This is a genomic window from Rhizobium sp. BK112 (assembly GCF_014193215.1).
Taxonomy (GTDB): Bacteria; Pseudomonadota; Alphaproteobacteria; order Rhizobiales; family Rhizobiaceae; genus Rhizobium; species Rhizobium anhuiense.
This window is the reverse complement of sequence record NZ_JACHYZ010000012.1, coordinates 49,660-64,536: the sequence shown is the minus strand read 5'-3', so window position 1 is coordinate 64,536 and position 14,877 is coordinate 49,660. Positions and strand designations below refer to the sequence as shown.

11 protein-coding genes are annotated in these 14,877 nt (G+C 57.4%); 4 read left to right on the top strand and 7 right to left on the bottom strand.

Features of this window, described 5'->3' with window-relative positions; all coding sequences use genetic code 11:
- Positions 1 to 47: 47 nt before the first annotated feature.
- The 7 genes from FHT75_RS27740 to FHT75_RS27710 all read right to left on the bottom strand — a co-directional run bounded on the left by FHT75_RS27740 (position 48) and on the right by FHT75_RS27710 (position 7,923).
- A complete protein-coding gene (locus FHT75_RS27740) occupies positions 48 to 1,118 on the bottom strand; it encodes a GDP-L-fucose synthase family protein (protein WP_047619745.1) in 1,071 nt (356 codons plus the stop codon).
- Positions 1,111 to 2,214, bottom strand: coding sequence for a GDP-mannose 4,6-dehydratase (gmd, locus tag FHT75_RS27735; protein WP_047619747.1), 1,104 nt, complete (start codon positions 2,212 to 2,214; stop codon positions 1,111 to 1,113). The genes FHT75_RS27740 and gmd overlap by 8 nt, the downstream gene beginning before the upstream one ends.
- A 100-nt stretch (positions 2,215 to 2,314) precedes the next feature.
- Positions 2,315 to 4,519 (bottom strand): GumC family protein, encoded by a 2,205-nt coding sequence (locus FHT75_RS27730; protein ID WP_028757627.1) that lies wholly within the window; start codon positions 4,517 to 4,519, stop codon positions 2,315 to 2,317.
- Positions 4,516 to 5,658 carry a glycosyltransferase family 4 protein gene (locus FHT75_RS27725; RefSeq protein ID WP_029868056.1) on the bottom strand — a complete coding sequence of 381 codons (1,143 nt, stop codon included), beginning with the start codon at positions 5,656 to 5,658 and terminating at the stop codon, positions 4,516 to 4,518. Before FHT75_RS27725 ends, FHT75_RS27730 begins: the two co-directional genes overlap by 4 nt.
- Entirely contained in the window at positions 5,652 to 6,752 is a 1,101-nt protein-coding gene (locus FHT75_RS27720; protein ID WP_028757677.1) for a glycosyltransferase family 4 protein, read from the bottom strand. The genes FHT75_RS27725 and FHT75_RS27720 overlap by 7 nt, the downstream gene beginning before the upstream one ends.
- Positions 6,749 to 7,699, bottom strand: a complete 951-nt coding sequence (locus tag FHT75_RS27715; protein ID WP_029868055.1) for a glycosyltransferase family 2 protein — start codon at positions 7,697 to 7,699, stop codon at positions 6,749 to 6,751. Before FHT75_RS27715 ends, FHT75_RS27720 begins: the two co-directional genes overlap by 4 nt.
- Positions 7,700 to 7,707: 8 nt before the next feature.
- Complete coding sequence (locus FHT75_RS27710; protein WP_029733089.1) at positions 7,708 to 7,923, bottom strand: hypothetical protein; 216 nt, start codon at positions 7,921 to 7,923, stop codon at positions 7,708 to 7,710.
- A 394-nt stretch (positions 7,924 to 8,317) separates the two neighbouring features.
- Between FHT75_RS27710 and FHT75_RS27705 the strand changes: the two genes are divergently transcribed.
- The 4 genes from FHT75_RS27705 to FHT75_RS27690 all read left to right on the top strand — a co-directional run bounded on the left by FHT75_RS27705 (position 8,318) and on the right by FHT75_RS27690 (position 14,836).
- Positions 8,318 to 9,637 carry an O-antigen ligase family protein gene (locus FHT75_RS27705; RefSeq protein WP_029733090.1) on the top strand — a complete coding sequence of 440 codons (1,320 nt, stop codon included), beginning with the start codon at positions 8,318 to 8,320 and terminating at the stop codon, positions 9,635 to 9,637.
- On the top strand, positions 9,634 to 11,760 hold the full coding sequence (locus FHT75_RS27700; protein WP_183845297.1) for a right-handed parallel beta-helix repeat-containing protein: 2,127 nt from the start codon (positions 9,634 to 9,636) through the stop codon (positions 11,758 to 11,760). The genes FHT75_RS27705 and FHT75_RS27700 overlap by 4 nt, the downstream gene beginning before the upstream one ends.
- Positions 11,761 to 12,470: 710 nt before the next feature.
- Positions 12,471 to 13,337: a WecB/TagA/CpsF family glycosyltransferase gene (locus FHT75_RS27695; RefSeq protein WP_029733093.1), complete on the top strand. Its 867-nt coding sequence runs from the start codon at positions 12,471 to 12,473 to the stop codon at positions 13,335 to 13,337.
- Between the two features lie 5 nt (positions 13,338 to 13,342).
- Positions 13,343 to 14,836: a sugar transferase gene (locus tag FHT75_RS27690; protein WP_029733094.1), complete on the top strand. Its 1,494-nt coding sequence runs from the start codon at positions 13,343 to 13,345 to the stop codon at positions 14,834 to 14,836.
- The last annotated feature ends 41 nt before the right edge of the window (positions 14,837 to 14,877 follow it).

Below are 14,877 nucleotides of genomic sequence, written 5' to 3'. Positions count from 1 at the left end.
CATATGCCTCCCCCGAGACAAAACCTTGTTATCCCTCGCCAAATCCGCTAGCGCGAGGGATGATGTGCGACCGTGGAGAGCGTGGGCGCGTGCAGCGCCGAAGTCTTGGCTTTCTCAAAGCTGATGTCGCTTTGACCGATCAAGTCGCCGGACGCAGCGCCGTTGCTGCGTTCGAGATAATGGCCAGCAAGGAAGGAGCGGTAGGCGTCTGCGATACCCTCCTGCAGGCCGATCTTAGGAGACCAGCCGAGCGCGCGAAGCTTGTCGACGTTCAAGAGTTTACGTGGCGTGCCATCTGGCTTGGTGAGATCGCACGTGATCTTGCCTTCGAAACCGACGACCTTGGAGACGAGATATCCCAATTCGAGGATGGTAATGTCTTCGCCAGAACCCACGTTCACATGACTTTCGGCGGAATAGGTCTTCATGAGATGGACGCAGGCGTCGGCGCAATCGTCAACATGCAGGAATTCGCGCCGCGGCGTGCCAGTACCCCAGATGCATATCTCTTGCTGCTGGTTGATCTTGGCCTCATGCGCCTTGCGTATGAGCGCCGGCATGACATGGCTTGACCCCAAGTCAAAATTGTCCTCTGGACCATAAAGATTGGTAGGCATGCCCGAGATGAAATCTCTACCGTGCTGGTTGCGATAGGCCTGGCAGAGTTTCAATCCGGCAATTTTGGCGATCGCATACCACTCATTCGTGGGCTCGAGCGATCCTGTCAGAAGTGAGTCCTCAACGATCGGCTGATCGGCGAATTTCGGATAGATGCAGGACGATCCCAGAAACATCAGTTTTTCGACCTGAGCCTTATGGGCTGCATGGATGATGTTCGCCTGGAGAATCAAGTTGTCGTAAAGGAAGTCGGCCGGATAGGTGGCGTTCGCGAGAATGCCGCCGACCCTCGCAGCAGCCAGGAAGACAGCGTCGGGACGATTCTTACTCATCCAGGTCTCCACCTGCTCTTGCCGTCTGAGATCGACCTCGGCGCGGGTGGCCGTCAAAATCTCGCAGCCCTCGGAAGCGAGACGCCGCACGATCGCAGAGCCCACCATGCCGCGGTGGCCCGCGACATAGACCCTTTTTCCGGCAAGGCCGTAGATCACCTCAGGCATAGGCAAAACCTTTCGTGACACCGACCGACGGGACATTTCGTGCCATGACTTTCAAATCTTCGCGAACCATCTCCGTCACCAGCTGATCAAGACTGGTCTCATGTTTCCAGCCAAGCTTTGTGTGCGCCTTCGTCGGATCGCCAATCAGAAGATCAACCTCAGTCGGACGGAAGTAAGCTGGATCGATCTCCACCACACACTGGCCCGAGGTCTTGTCGTATCCCTTTTCTTCAACCCCGTTCCCACGCCAATCAATCGGCATGCCCACCTTGGCAAAGGCCTTGTCGACAAAGGAACGAACCGAGTGCGTTTCGCCGGTCGCAAGCACATAGTCCTCCGGTTCGTCCTGTTGCAGCATCAGCCACATGCCGCGAACATATTCTCGTGCGTGTCCCCAGTCGCGCTTGGCATCCAAATTGCCGAGATAGAGCCTTTCCTGCAGTCCAAGATGGATCGCGGCCGCCGCCCGGGTGATTTTACGCGTCACGAATGTTTCGCCGCGGATCGGGCTTTCATGATTGAACAGAATGCCGTTCGAGGCGTGCATGCCGTATGCCTCGCGATAATTGACCACTATCCAATAGGCGTAGAGCTTGGCCGCCGCGTAGGGTGATCGAGGGTAGAACGGTGTCGTTTCACTCTGCGGGACTTCCTGGACTTTGCCGTAGAGTTCTGAGGTGGACGCTTGATAGAAGCGGGTCTTCTTGGTCAACCCCAGGAGTCGAATAGCTTCAAGTAGCCGAAGGGTGCCGGTTCCATCGGCGTTGGCCGTATATTCCGGCGTCTCGAAAGAGACTTGAACGTGGCTCTGTGCGGCGAGATTATAGATCTCGTCCGGCTGCGTTTCCTGAACGACACGGATGAGATTCGTTGAATCCGTCATGTCCCCGAAATGCAGAATAAACCGAGGATTCTCGACATGGGGATCCTCGTATAGATGCTCGATGCGGCTGGTGTTGAAGGACGATGAGCGTCGCTTGAGGCCGTGAACAATATAGCCCTTCTCCAAGAGCAACTCGGCCAAATACGCACCGTCTTGGCCTGTTATGCCGGTAATTAGCGCGACTTTTCGGTTCTTTGTCATTCCCATATCCATGGTTGCCCTCCAACTCGAATACCAATGCAGAAGTATATGATGCTGTTCATGTCGTACGGTATCACAAAAATGAAAGCGCATCTCCTAATATATTAAGTATTCATGCCTTGAAGCTATAGTATTTCATCAAAGATTTCGAAAATAATTCCGAGTCACTGAAATTATAAAGCGCGTGGTTTTTGGGATTTACATTGTTGATTGCGACAACAATTTCCGAGTTTCGCGAGCTTTTCATTTGCTGCAGGCTGAACTCGACCGCGCGGCGGCTCGTCTTTCCCCATCTAACAACTGCCAGTGTTCTTTCCGCCAGGGCGGTCAAATGCACGGTATCTGTCGAGGCGAGCACAGGCGCGCTGTCGAAGATGACAATCTGGCCGGCCGCGCCCGCCATCTCGATGATTTCTGCCAGGCCGTTCGAACGGACGCGCCGCTGAAGACTGAATTTGCCAGATGGAATGAAATCGATACCGCTTGGGTGGCGGTAGACGATGTCGCGGACATCGGCCCGACCATTCAGGAATTCGTTCAGTCCGTGCACTAGACCCGACCTGAAAAACGAATTGAGTTTTCCCCGTTTGAGGTCGCCGTCAACCAGCAGCACCGGAATTGCGGCGGCGGCAAGTTCGATAGCCAGCGATCTCGCGACCAGCGATTTGCCTTCTCCGCTGTGAGCCGACGTAACGACGATACTGTTCGGCAACTTGCCGCCATTGGACTGCTTGAGTGAAAGCACCACGGTACGGATTGCTTCGTCAAACATCGGGACCGGCATATGTTCGAACATCGTTTTCGAATTTTCCCACCGCGCCAGACGCGGGATAAGTCCAGCCGGTATCGTACGCGCCATCGCAGCTATCTGGTCGAAACTCCGGACCGTCCGGTCCGACATTTCGATCACGAAAGCGGCCGTTACGGCTCCCGAGATTGCGGCCAGGAGGGCGCCCACCAGATAGAAAAGCCGTCCACGTCCCTGTGACGCGAGCGGCACTGAAGCCGGTGACAAAACTTCCAATTCCGCCCCCGGCAGCATGGCCTTCGCGGCGAGGTCGCGGCGCTGGTCCTCAAGCTTGTCGAGTGCCGTTTGTTCCTTGTCGGCGATATGCTGCAGCCGCGTCAATTCCGTCTGCACCATGGCATCGCGTGTGCGTTTTTCATGAGCCTCAGCCAAGATGGATTGTATTGCCTCCGCTTCGTGATCGAGTGCGGCGAGCTTGGCACGCATTGTTCGGAGATATTGCTTGGTCGCAAGGTTGAGATCGGCACGGGATTGCTCGATCTTCCCACGCAGATCCACCACGGCCTCGGCATTGCCGTCATATGTCTGAAGAAGACGGGCGAGATCTTGCTCCTGTGCGCGAAGATCGCGTTGTTTTGTGGCAATGTTGTCGGGGACGGCGATATTCTCCGCGGCGACCGAAGCGTTATCCGTTGCTTCCAGCGTGGATATCGTCGCCTTTACCTCAAGCCGGCTTTCTTCGATTTTCCCTTCGCGGCCAGTGACTTCTATGAGTGACTTGATCCGTTCATCCTGAGCATCCTCTTTCGAGACGACGTCCATCGATTCTTGATAGTTGCGCGCAGCTTCGCGAGCAATATCCGCGCGGGCCTGCTGTTCGGTGATGCGCTGTCGGATCCATTCTTGCGCTGAATCCAGGCGGCCACTGACACTGAACTTCCGTTCATCGAGGTAAACGCTGATGACCCGGTTCGGGACTGCGGCGGCGAGTTGAGGATCATAGGAAGTGAAGCTGACCTGGATAACGTCACTCTTATCTTCGTGCCACACGCCGAGCGCCCTATAATATTCCGGGATGATGGCGTCGACGCTGTCCCGTGACGGCGAGGTGGGTTTTTCCGTGTCGAACAGGCCGCGCAACTTTGCCCGGATACTGTCAACGAGCGAGACCTCGCGCAGCGCTGGATTGAATTCCGGCCGCAGGTTAAACCGCAGTTCGCGGACGACTCGCTCTGCGATGCTTCTGGATAGAAGCCGCTCAGTCTCCGATTTTGCGTCAAGTAGATCACTGCGGCTGCTGTCGTCGGCACCAAGTGATGTTGCGAGAGGCTGGTGGACGATCAATCGGGCCCAGGCCTGATACGTGGGCTTCAACCCAGCGATAATAATTACCGTGGGCGTCATCAGCAGCACGGTTATCGCGATGATCATGATCATTCTTCGCCGGACGAGACGGAAGGCGGATGCCAGATCGAAGTTGTCCGCCTTGGTCTCCACCTGAAAGCGAGGGTCATAGCGCATCGGCGAGATGGGAAGGTTGCGGTCCGGCGGAACAGTGGAAATCGTCATCGTGCGCCAACCATTGCTTGAGGTTTCGCGGAAACGGTTTCGTAGAGGTTCTCGAGCGATCGCATATAGGCCATCATGCTGAAATGGTTGAGATAATGCGCGCGCCCCTGGACCGAGAGGCGGATGCAGATTTCCGGATCGGACACCAGCTTCGCCAGGGCTGCAGCCAAGGCATCCTGGTCTCCGACTGGGACGAAGATGCCGGTTTCGCCGTCGGTAATGACTTCGTCATGGGCCCCAACACGCGTGGTGACGACGGCGAGGCCGTGGGACAGCCCTTCGAGCACGGCCATTGCCAGACCTTCGGCGTGCGAAGGCAAGACCAGGATATCTGCATGCGCACACAGGGCTCGCGCCTCTCCGGCGTCAAGCCAGCCGGGCATCTGTACCAGGTTTGAAAGCGCCATGGCGTCAGCCTGACGGCGATATTCCTCGACAGGTCCGTCGCCTGCCAGTACAGCCCGCCACTGGAGTTCTTTCATGATCGGGTGGCTCAGGGCCAACAGAAGCTCCGTGACCCCCTTGCGTTCGCTCAGCCGGCCAAGGAATACGATCAACGGCGTCTGACCGACGCGAATATCGTGCGCCCCGGGATCGGGGACGCAATTGTGAGCAACGACCGCGCGGCGCTCGTCAACGCCCAAAAGTGTCGTCAGCGTCATGCGATCGCGCCGGCCGAGCGCGACAACGCAATCGGCATTCTGAAACATCCGACGGATGAGCCGTTGTTGGCGCGGCGAGCGTTTCTCGAAGTCGCCGGCGTAGTCGTAGTCGTGCAGGTGCAATATGTGGCAGCACCCGAACAAACGGGCAGCCTCGGTCAGGACCAGCTTTCGGGAGGTGCTGCCGCGGCCGGCGATATGGATATGGTGAATGCGGGTTGGTGCAACAATCCGGTCCTTTGCCATCGTCAGGATGGCCCCGAGCAGCCGTGCGGGTGACGTCACCTTGGACCATCGAGCCCCTCTGGTATCGGTGACGAAATGTTTCGTGCCGGTCTCTTTGGCTGTCTCTGTGATATAGCCGACCAGCCTGCCAATGCCGCCGCCGTTCTCACAGCCGCCCGGAACATAGTGGCGGACGCTAGCCGCGCTCCGTGCCGCCACTCGAATTCTGTCCGTGAGGGCCTCTGTCAGCATGACCCGACCACCTCCCGATAAACGGCCGCAGCCTGGGCGCCGACGCGTTCAGGCGAATTCGGCCCTTTGGCCCATTCGAGTGCATTGGCACCGAAATTGTTTCTAAGCTCGCCGTTGTCTGCCAATGTCCTGATAGCTGCCGCGAGCTCTTTGGCATCCCCGGGAGGGACCACCATTCCCAACCCATTGGGCTGAACAGTGCCCCGCAACTCGCCGACATCCGTCACGATGACCGGTTTGCCAAATGCGGCGGCAAGGTTGAGCACACCGCTTTGGGATGCTTCCGTATAGGGAAGCACGACGATGTCGGCGTCCAGGAAAAGCTGGGCGACCTCTGCATCCTCGATAAAACGATTGCGAATATCGTAGCGGCCGGCATCCCCCATGAGCGGCTGGAATATCATCGGATTGTCGCCACGGCCTGCGACAGTGATGCGCAGGTTGGGAAGTGCGTCCTTGAGCATCGCCTCGGCCCGGACCAGATGTTCCAAGCCCTTGTAGGCAAAAATCCGTCCGAAGAGCAGGACGCGTATAGTTCCATCCGCTTCGCGCGGCGCCATCTTCTGTTGCCGGGCGAGTTCCGCATAGCGAAGGATGGAAGGATGCGACAGGACATGGACGCAGTCCGGCGATTTTGAATATCGATCGAGGACCAACCGCTTCAGTCCCTCGCCGTGGACGACAAGATGTCCGGATTGTTTCACCATCAATTCGGGGGCCCAGCCGGGCAGCGTTCGCGTATCGGAATCGCCGGGATGGATTTGCACGTCATGAACGGTGGTCACGAGCGGGATCGGGCGCCAGAACGGCACGGCGAGGTTCAGCCAAAGTGTAGAATTGCTGAGGAGATGAATGAGGTTCGGCCGTTCCCGCCGGATCAGACGCGTAAGCTGGTACAGAAACCAGGGATTGGAGAGAGAACGGTGTCTCGGCCAGTCCAGAAGGTGCAGGTCGACAGCCGGATCGATGGAAGAGGCGAGATGTGCATAGCGCCGGCGCGGTACGGCAAGCACAACGTTTAGGTGTTGGGCAACGCCGCTGGCAAATGAGATAGTATAGTCTTCCAGTTCGGAAACTAACAGCAGCGCCTTCATTTTGCTGCCTCCGACAAGCCGACGTCCAGACCGAGCCGTGACAGGCCGCGCACCGAGCGCAAACTATCGCGCGTCCGCCTGAGAAGGTTTGGTTCGCCGGCAAAGAAGAGGCCCTCGACGGCAAGCTTGAACCGGGTGCGCGCATCGGCTCCCTGCAGCTTTGCCGACGCGATGCGATAGGGATAGTGATCCGTCAGATGTAGTCTTGCCGGCAGTTGATGGGTCGAGAGAAACAGGTTCGTCGCTTCAACGGTATGCTGCCAGTGCGTCATCCGCCTCCTCAGCGTGCTCGCATCCTCGGTCGAGCGATACCAGTTGTTATTGTGGATGCGGTAGAATCCAAGCGGATCCGGCAGGGCAATGACGTCCCCCAGAAACGGGTAGATGCCCACGAGCCAGGCGTCGGCTGATATGCGGAATTGTTCGGGAATGCTGCCCGCAGCATTCCATGCGCTACGTCGTACAGCGATGGCTGACGTCATCGGAAAAGGCCACCAACCAGCCGATCTGGTGAGCAGCGCCGACAACGCGCCCGAACACAGGCTTCGAGGGATCGGCTTGGAAGTCGGCGTGCCATCGACAAGCGTTGGCTGCAGCCGGTGATAGACGAGCGATGCCTGAGGGTTGGCGCGGAATGCCGCAGCCGTCGCCGACAGCTTGCTCGGCGCCCACCAGTCGTCGGCATCCAGAAAACAGAGGATCTCGCCCATGCTTGATCCCACAGCGACGTTGATCGCAGCGGCCTGTCCTGCGTTCTCCTGGAAGATCACCTTCACTCGGCTGCCATACGCTTCCAGAACGGACCGCGACTGGTCGGTGGAACCGTCATCGACGACGATTATCTCGACGTTGCGGGCGTCTTGGCTCAACACGCTGTCTATCGCCCGCCCAACGAAGCGAGCGTAGTTGTAATTATTGATGAGGACACTGAGGGCCGGCCGTTCCATGACGCGTCTCAGACGGGTTGCGGCGATGCACCGCCGTACAGCAGCGCAAAGTTGCTTGAGAGGTCGACCTTTAAGCAGCCATCGAGGTTTGGAGCCTCGGCGATGGTGATATCCATAATAGCTTGTCGGCCGAACAGCATCTCGCGCAGAACCGGTGAGGTCGCCGCGACGAATAGAGCGCCCGTCGTGTTGCATAGAGAACTAGGATCATGACGCAGGAACATAGTAATCCTAAACCTTCCAGGCTTCGACTGCAGAGAGAGCCTCTGTCAGAATTGTTGCCTCATTCCAGTAGAACCGCGGCTTACCCGCCACGCTTCACAAGACACTCATCGCCACGGTACCGGCGAACGGACATGCGCAACACCTGCTCTTAAGGGCAATCCGCGGACATGAAGACCCGTCTTTTGGGTAAAGACCGGCTGAAAGCTTACGCCCAACACCGTCTTTGGGTGGAGCGAAGGTGCATTAGGCGTAGCCCGCCCTTCACTAGGACAGATTGACTGCGGCTGTGGCTGAATGATTGCTTGAGAGCAGCGCAGCGCGGAGGCCGACACCTGTTTTTTGATCTGCCGCGATCAACAGTCGCTTGTCTTTTCAAGTCAGTCGGGACGGACAATGAGAGTAGATAGCCTCGGAACTCCCAGCGGACCAACCATCAGTTGGCGGGCCATAGAATGCTGGGGTGCCGGCATATCTCTTTTTTTTCAGGCAGGCGCCCTTCTGCCGCTTATCCTGGCAGATGCGGACGGAACGCTCAGCGAATCTGCCAAATCTATACTGCGTCTTCCTTGCTTTCCGGTATATGTCTTTACAATCGTGATCCTGATACGCAATTTTCCGCAATTTCTAACAGCGCTCAGGCGAAATCTGATTGTTCCCTCGATCCTTATCCTGCCGTTTTTGTCTACCCTGTGGTCAATAGGGCCTCAAACGACCTTGAGGCGCGCAATCGGTCTTTTGTTTTGCGTGCTTCTTTCCTATGTGCTCGCGATACGTTTCACCCCAAGGCAGCTGCTGTTCCTGTTATTTGTGACCCTCGGAGCCTGTATCGTCCTCAGTGTGGTGATGTCAGTGGTGTCACCAAGCCTCGCCAGTATGCCGGATGGCACTATGCGGGGCATTTTCATTCACAAGAATGTCCTGGGCTGGTACGCGTCTCTGATGATCTTGGCGGCGACGGCTGTGCTGATCGACGGGACGCTCGGCCTGCGGCGAACCGCGTTCATCCTGTTGGCCGCGGGTGTGATCTGCCTTGCAAGCTCCGGATCGATGACCGCGATCATTGCAACGTCAGTGGCGTATTGCCTGATCGGCTTTTATACCCTCCTGAAAAGAAGCAGCAGCATTGGCCGCGTGGTCGTCGTCCTGCTTTTCGTCCAGCTGTCGCTCGGCATTCTGATTTCGCTTCACGAATTCCTGGTTCCGGCCCTTGAAGCGCTCGGCAAGGACGCGACTCTAACCGGTCGGGTGCCATTGTGGGAGCTGGTTGATCGCGAAATATCCGATCGTTGGATGGTTGGCTACGGTTACCAGGCATTCTGGACAACCGTGAACCCCGAAGCGACGCGCATGTGGTTGAAGATCGGATGGGCGGCACCCCACGCGCATAATGGATACCGCGATATCTTGTTGAGCTTTGGAATAATGGGAATGATTCCGTTTGTTCTGTTGCTTCTCCATGCAATCCGCCAAGGCGCGACCCTTCACTGCAATGATCCGCACTACGGGTGGCTCTGGCTCAATGTTTTTACGATCATGATTCTGGTGATGAATCTGACCGAGAGTATTTTTTTCACTCAGAATGACGCCATCTTCATCCTGTTTACCGCAGCCATCATCATGTTTTCGCTATATGCGCCCGTCGTTTCGATCAGCCGTGCGCCACCTTGGCAGGCGCCCTCGCGCGGCCTTGCGAGCGGGTTGCAGATATCATGAGGCGGCGCTTTGGACTGACGCTGAGCATGTTACCTGTCATGCTGTTTCCGCAGTCCGGCAATCCGGCTCCGGTCGGGACAGAGATAGATGCGCCCGAGCGCTTGCAGATGCTCGTCAGGGAGGCGACTTGCGCGGAAGCTTCGCCGACTTTGTCCGCCAAGTTGAATGGGACTTCATTAAGCGAGGTATTGAGCAGCAGCACCGGGGCACGGACGATATTTTACGTTTCTCCCGACGGCAAAGACAGCTGGAGTGGCCTCCTTCCGACCGCAGATCAGCAGGGCGGCGACGGCCCTTTCGCCAGCATTGAAAGAGCCCGTGATGCTGCCCGTGAGAAGGGCGGCAACAACACAATCGCGCTGGGTAAAGGCGATTACTACCTTGCTCAGCCGATCGTCTTTGACTCCCGCGATAAGGGCTTGATCGTCACGGCAAGATGCAATGAAGCGCCGATTTTGCATGGGGGGCAACGCGTGTTCAACTGGACGCAGCAGGCCGATGGTCGCTGGACGGCGCCGCTGAAATTGCCACCGGATGAGGGGGTCGGTGACCTTTTCGTCAATGGGATACGCCAAACTCGGGCTCGATTTCCCGACGCTCCCGCTGATGGCGATCCACGCAAAGGATGGTTGTTTGCCGCAAAGTGCCAGCCTGCCATCGACGTGCGGGAGGGAAACACGCGCTTTTGTTTCCATGCCGGCGACCTTCCGCCAGTGGGTGATACAAGTGGACTGGTCGTGGACATCGTTGGAGGGTATCAACCCGGAAGCCAGTGGGGCAATGATACGCTCCCAGTTGTATCGATCGATGGCGCCGGCCGAACTGTCCATACCAAAGGCACAGACTATTTCTTTACCGCAGAAGGCAGCCGCTATTTCCTAACCGGAGCCAAGGCCTTGCTCGATGCTCCCGGAGAGTGGTGGTACGATCTTGTTGCGGGCCAGCTTCATTATATCCCCGTCGATCAGTCGTTACCCAGTTCCGTAGTCGTTGCGGGCATTTTGCCGACCTTGTTCAAATTGGATGGGGCCAATGGGATGGTTGTATCAGGGCTCGAGTTTAGAGACGGCGCTCCTGAAGGCAGCGGCAAGTTCTATACGGAAACCAGAGGATTTGGCGCCATACGGATCGAACACGCTGACGGCGTCAAGATTCTCGGCAACAGCATCGAAAATGTCGGCGTCGGGGTCCATGTGACGGAAAGCAAGGATGCGTTGATTGCCGGCAATGTGATTGCCGATGTGGCTGGCAACGGGATTTACGTCGGCACAAATTATGGCACGTTCGGCAAGTCGAACGGCTCCAGAATCCTTTCGAACCACATCCATGACATCGGAAAGGTTTACATTGAAACCGCAGGAATATGGTTCCAGGCGGCTGACAATGTCAGGATCGCCAACAATCTGATCGAAAACACGGCGCAGTTCGGAATCGCCGGCGGTTCGCTATGGGGTTCCAACGACGCCGTCTATAACGCTGTCATCGAGCACAACGTGATCCATAACGCCAACCAGCAGACGGCAGATGGCGGCGCCATCAAGATGATGGGGGAGCAAGCCGACTCTCTCAACAGCGTCATCCGCTCCAATCTGGTGACCGGGACCGGTCATCTCATGAACAGGGTCGATGGAACGTTCTGGCCTCCCGGATACGAGAATACCAGCGAATGGCCGTCTCCTATCAGCTGGGCGATCTATACGGATGGGAAGGCGAGCGGACTGCGTATCGAGGGAAATACGCTCTCGGGCAACATCGCGGCGATCGGTATCAATGGCGGTTGGAGCAACCTGGTGGCGGGAAACGTCATCACACACGGATCGGGCGCGGCTTTTCGGGTCGATGAGGGTACCGGCAAGGGTTGGCGTCCGCCATGGGCACGCCCCAATCGCATTGAGGAGAATGTTGTATTTGTCGACAGTGACAGTGGCATTGTGGCCTATGTCAACGCTCCCGATCTTGGGCTTGGATTTGTGCAATTCGCGCGCAACCGCTACAGCGGTAACTTGAACGACAAGAGCTTCAGGGTCCATCCGGAGATCATGCTTTCGGGGGAATTCGGCGGCCTAGGAGATCTTCAGAAGGCTGGAGAGGACACCGGAAGCGTAGTCGCGCCGCCCGAGTAACAAAAGGCGCCGCGACGAGGGGTGTTATGCGGCGATAGAGTCCGCAGCTATGGCGACCTATAACGCCCTTCAACCACGGCGTGCCCGCGCTGTGCGAGGCTTGCGGGTATAGCGCATGCAGGCATGCGCATCAAAATCGGGGACCTAGAGATCTGGTAGGGTGAGGCAGGTTTCCCATAGTGGGCGGGGCAATATTATTGGCAGCGAGCTGTCTCAGCATCTCTGCACTGAGCGTTCCGCGAACGTCAAGATCGCGATTGCAGCCTTCCCGGCATAGGGGTCAGGAATTCCCTGATGACTATAACCATACGGCACATCGCCGCTGGAACTTAGATCTGTCCGCAGCTGGTTGGTTGTGTCGGACGTCTCCGAACGCTCGCCGGCCGGGGTCTTCATCTCGCCTATCGGGTTGAGCATGTCTCTCTTCCCGACTTTGTTCGCGCTCAAACCTCACGAGCGTTGATCACGCTAGAGTGAATAGCTTCTGCGGCTCTGCGCGGGTCGAAGCGCCATTTCGGGCCAACGGTCATCAAAAAGAGCAATATGGCAAGCGGTGGGGTACATGGACTTACTTCGAATATTGTACGTCGTCGCGGCATAAGACGTAAATATGAAATCTCTTCTACGTCCAATAGCTGGAGCGGCAAGTATGGAGGCAATCGGCCTGCCGGGATATTCTGATGACAGTTTCGATCGCGAAAGCGTAGGTCATGGGAAATCAATCAGCAGGCAGCAGCCAAACTTCAGTTCTTCATCCAAAGGGTTCCCTAGAATGGACGAATGTCCTTGGTGTTCGCGTTTCGGCAGTCAATCTCAAAAGCGCGACGGGATTTATTCAAGAAGCGATCGAAGACGGCAGAAAGGAATATGTGTGCGTTCGCGACGCACACGGCATCGTCCGCTGCCAAGATGATCCCGAGCTCCGGTCGATCCACAACCGGGCGTTCCTCGTAACCCCCGACGGCATGCCGCTTGTTTGGGCGCTGAGACATGCTGGTCATGTGGAAAGCGACAGGGTCTATGGACCGGATCTGATGTTATCCGTCTTCGATGCCGGCAGCTCCAAGGGCTTGCGCCATTTCCTTTATGGCGCAACGGCCGAAACACTCGAGCAACTGCAGGCGCGCCTTCTGGCAAAATTTCCGCAAGCACGGATCGTCGGCTTCTATGCGCCACCTTTTCGCAACCTGTCGACGCGGGAGGAAACGGATATTGCTGACCGGCTCAATCGGTCGGGTGCCGATATCATCTGGGTCGGGCTGAGCAGTCCCAAGCAGGAACTCTGGATGGCGCGCATGCGCGATCGTCTGGAAGCATCGATGCTCATCGGTGTCGGAGCCGCATTCGATTTCCACGCCGGCCTCAAGCGGCAGGCTCCAAGGTTCATTCAAAGAAGCGGCTTCGAATGGGCGTTTCGGCTCTTGTGCGAGCCGCGACGGCTGTGGCGGCGCTATGCGCTCGTCGTGCCGACCTTCATCTCACTGACGGCATTCCAGAGACTGGGGCTTCGGAAGTTTCCAATCGAAGACAAGGTTTTTGGATCAAGCGTGCCAAAAGCGGCAGCTGTAAAGGTGTAGCCATCATGTCCCTATTTGCTTCGTCAGCAATGAGACCAGGTCCGTCGAAGGCATCCACATCAAATGACATGACGTCGCGGGCGATTCCGGCAGGTTCCGTGCCGCCCATAGCAGCTAAGACCGCCGATCCCTTTGCACAGGCAGCGTTGAATATATCAGTCGCACTAGGGCGCCAGCTTGCTCGGCTTGCAACATCGTCTTTCCTGGTCGCCGGCGACATTGCAAGCTATTTGATTGCCTACTTTGTTCTCCTGTCCGTTCTCCCCATGGGTTCGGAGGGCACAATGGTGGAGCGTACGTTCACGATCGCAGCATTCGCTGCGATGATCCTTTACGCGTCGGCCGGCCTCTATCCTGGATATCGGTTGCATGACCACGAACATCTCCGGCGGCGCACCATAGCTGCCGTCAAGGTGGCTGTCCTGACGGCATTCGGAGCAATTGTCCTGCCGGAGGGGGAACGACTGCTGCTTGCCGTTATTGGGTTCCTCGCTCTCGGGCTGATTGTCCAGCCACTTGCGCATTGGCTTGCACGAGGCCTGTGCCGGAGACTTGGAATCTGGGGGGAGCGCGCGGTTGTCATAGGGGCGCGCAACCTTACTCCCGCGCTTGTGGCACATTTCGAGGACCACTGGCAGTATGGTATCAGGCCGGAGCCCTTTTCCCCCGATACTTTGGAGGCATTGCCCGATGGCGGGCCATCCATTGCCGTGATTGCCGGCGACACAGGCTCGCTTGGACCCGACTTGGCGGCGATGCGTCGGAAGTTCGTGGAAGTCATTTTGCTGTCCGACACGCCGAGCCTCAAGGTAAGCGGATTGCGACCTGCAGATGTCGGCGGAGAGATCGGCATTCGCCTCACCACTGGTGGGAGTTGGGTCAACTCGGATCTGGTTCGCCGAATCCTCGATCTCGCGATCGCCATCCCTGCAACGATCGTGGTTGCACCATTCATCGCGTTCGCAGCGGCCGCAGTCTATGCCATCGATCCAGGTCCCGTCTTCTTCCGGCATACAAGGGAAGGGCGGTCCGGCAAGCCGGTGCACGTCCTGAAATTAAGGACGATGTACCAAGATGCAGAACAGCGCCTTGAAGCATTATTCCGAGACAACCCCAGCATGCGCGCCGAGTGGTTGAGCCACTTCAAGCTCAAGGACGATCCGCGCATCCTTCCGGTCATCGGACATATGCTGCGCTCTTCGAGCATCGACGAGCTCCCGCAATTGGCAAACATCATTGCGGGCGAGATGGCCTTCGTGGGACCACGCCCGTTTCCCGAGTACCACCTTTCGGCGATGGACGGCGAATTTCGGGCCAAACGCCGTTCCGTCACGCCGGGGCTGACGGGTCTCTGGCAAATATCCGAGCGAAGCAATGCGGATATCGAGCTGCAGCAGCAACTCGATGAGTTCTACATCGACAACCGGTCCTTGTGGTTCGACTTGCACATCCTTCTGAGCACAATTCCTGCGGTCTTAAAGGGCAAGGGAGCTTGCTGACCTGTTCCTCGTCCTTCGGCAATCATCACAACAACGGAGCA

Excerpts from the sequence above, each read along its gene's own strand:
- FHT75_RS27740 (WP_047619745.1), bottom strand. The coding sequence starts at position 1,118 with ATGCCTGAGGTGATCTACGGCCTTGCCGGAAAAAGGGTCTATGTCGCG.
- gmd (WP_047619747.1), bottom strand. The coding sequence starts at position 2,214 with ATGGATATGGGAATGACAAAGAACCGAAAAGTCGCGCTAATTACCGGC.
- FHT75_RS27730 (WP_028757627.1), bottom strand. The coding sequence starts at position 4,519 with ATGACGATTTCCACTGTTCCGCCGGACCGCAACCTTCCCATCTCGCCG.
- FHT75_RS27725 (WP_029868056.1), bottom strand. The coding sequence starts at position 5,658 with ATGCTGACAGAGGCCCTCACGGACAGAATTCGAGTGGCGGCACGGAGC.
- FHT75_RS27720 (WP_028757677.1), bottom strand. The coding sequence starts at position 6,752 with ATGAAGGCGCTGCTGTTAGTTTCCGAACTGGAAGACTATACTATCTCA.
- FHT75_RS27715 (WP_029868055.1), bottom strand. The coding sequence starts at position 7,699 with ATGGAACGGCCGGCCCTCAGTGTCCTCATCAATAATTACAACTACGCT.
- FHT75_RS27710 (WP_029733089.1), bottom strand. The coding sequence starts at position 7,923 with ATGTTCCTGCGTCATGATCCTAGTTCTCTATGCAACACGACGGGCGCT.
- FHT75_RS27705 (WP_029733090.1), top strand. The coding sequence starts at position 8,318 with ATGAGAGTAGATAGCCTCGGAACTCCCAGCGGACCAACCATCAGTTGG.
- FHT75_RS27700 (WP_183845297.1), top strand. The coding sequence starts at position 9,634 with ATGAGGCGGCGCTTTGGACTGACGCTGAGCATGTTACCTGTCATGCTG.
- FHT75_RS27695 (WP_029733093.1), top strand. The coding sequence starts at position 12,471 with ATGGGAAATCAATCAGCAGGCAGCAGCCAAACTTCAGTTCTTCATCCA.
- FHT75_RS27690 (WP_029733094.1), top strand. The coding sequence starts at position 13,343 with ATGTCCCTATTTGCTTCGTCAGCAATGAGACCAGGTCCGTCGAAGGCA.